The organism is Acinetobacter sp. 228 (assembly GCF_048147885.1).
This window is the reverse complement of record NZ_JAYWYV010000510.1, coordinates 1-1,110: the sequence shown is the minus strand read 5'-3', so window position 1 is coordinate 1,110 and position 1,110 is coordinate 1. Positions and strand designations below refer to the sequence as shown.

The 1,110-nt window shown below is 42.1% G+C and carries 2 protein-coding genes; both read left to right on the top strand.

Annotated features, from left to right (window positions below; translation table 11 throughout):
* Positions 1 to 183: hypothetical protein (locus VXQ92_RS20310; protein ID WP_416682999.1), on the top strand; the 183-nt coding region annotated here is incomplete at its 5' end.
* Between the two features lie 160 nt (positions 184 to 343).
* A partial coding sequence (locus tag VXQ92_RS20305) for a Mur ligase family protein (RefSeq protein WP_416682998.1) occupies positions 344 to 1,110 on the top strand: 767 nt, incomplete at its 3' end.

Here is a 1,110-nt window from a genome sequence, read left to right as displayed (position 1 = left end):
CCAAAAACAGCAAACTCGGCCTTTTCAGCACTATCCGTTTTTTGTGAAAAGCAGGGTTGGGCAACTTTAGCAAAATGGCTGAAACCAAAAATGACTTTTGGTTGTGCAGGTGGCTGTGGCTGCTCAAGTGAAGATAAACCCACTAATACAGTTCAAGAAATTAAACCAGTTAAATGGCAATAAATTCAGCCATTCCTGTTTCGTATAAAAAGCCATCATATTGATGGCTTTTTTACGCACTGACACAAAAAAAGATGAATAAAGTTCAAACTGAAAAAGCATTCAAAACAGCAAAGTGCTAACATTTTTGCCATTCTGTCGATTGATAAATTGTGGGGCAAAAATGTTAATACAACGTGGTGGATTAAAAGTTGTAGCAGGCTTGGGAATATCAGGTGTTTCTGCTGTAAATTTCCTGCATGAACAAGGCTACCAAGTTGCTGTAACGGATTCCCGCCCCACACCTCCCGGACACGATCAGATTCCGGCTGGCGTTAAAACCAGTTTTGGTCAGCTTGATCAAGAATTATTATTACAAGCAGAAGAGATTATTTTAAGCCCAGGCCTTGCACCACAATTACCGGAAATTCAGGCAGCTATTGCTAAAGGTATTTCTGTGGTGGGCGATATCCAGTTATTGCGCCGTGCCACTGATGTGCCGATTGTGGCGATTACAGGTTCCAATGCAAAAAGTACTGTAACCACTTTAATTGGCTTAATGGCTAAGGATGCAGGTAAGAAAGTTGCAGTAGGCGGCAACCTTGGTCGACCAGCGTTAGATTTACTTAAAGATCAACCAGAGTTACTGGTGCTTGAGTTATCAAGCTTTCAGTTAGAAACCACCTCTCACTTAAATGCTGAGGTAGCAGTGGTTCTCAATATGAGTGAAGACCATTTAGACCGTCATGGAAATATGCTGGGGTATCACCAAGCAAAACATCGTATTTTCCAAGGCGCTAAAAAAGTTGTATTTAACCGAGACGATGCTTTAAGCCGCCCACTTGTTCCAGATACGACACCAATGCAAAGCTTTGGTTTAAACGCACCGGATTTAAATCAATATGGCGTTTTAAGAGATGCCGACGGTACGCTTTGGCTTGCTCGCGGTTT